Here is a 449-nt window from a genome sequence, read left to right as displayed (position 1 = left end):
CGGGCAGGTGAAACTCGACAGCGGCGGGCCGCTTCCGGCGGAAACAAGGCAAAAAGCGGAAGCGCTGTCTAGAGACGGATGGACGCTGGCTAACATCGCGAGAAGATTGGGCATAAGTGAATCCGCTGCAGGGAAGATTAAGCAGAACATGGGTAATTTTGCGGACATCGGGACGCCGCTGCGCTCACCTCAAATAAGGAAGGACGTCGTTGCCCGGCTGCAGGCCGGAACTCCGCCAGCGCAGATCGCGCAGGATATGCATCTCCAACCCGAAACCGTGGAGCTCATAGACCAGGAAAATCGCCGCGACAGGCTGGCGGTCGACGTACTCCATATGCAAGCGGCTCAACCGGAAGCCGGTGCGGGACAACCTCCTGTTCCGACCGGGCCGCGCGGACCTGGATCGCCTCCGCCAGGCACTTCCACCGGCGGAAACACGTATCCCCCGT

The 449-nt window shown here is 61.5% G+C and carries 1 protein-coding gene; it reads right to left on the bottom strand.

Annotated elements, in window-relative coordinates; all coding sequences use genetic code 11:
* Positions 1–184 precede the first annotated feature (184 nt).
* Positions 185–370 carry a hypothetical protein gene (locus tag PQR42_RS45665; RefSeq protein ID WP_408496135.1) on the bottom strand — a complete coding sequence of 62 codons (186 nt, stop codon included), beginning with the start codon at positions 368–370 and terminating at the stop codon, positions 185–187.
* Positions 371–449: the final 79 nt, after the last annotated feature.

The organism is Paraburkholderia sediminicola (assembly GCF_046027355.1).
GTDB lineage: Bacteria > Pseudomonadota > Gammaproteobacteria > Burkholderiales > Burkholderiaceae > Paraburkholderia > Paraburkholderia sediminicola_B.
Note: the sequence above shows the minus strand (reverse complement) of the source record. Positions and strands in the feature narration are given on the sequence as shown.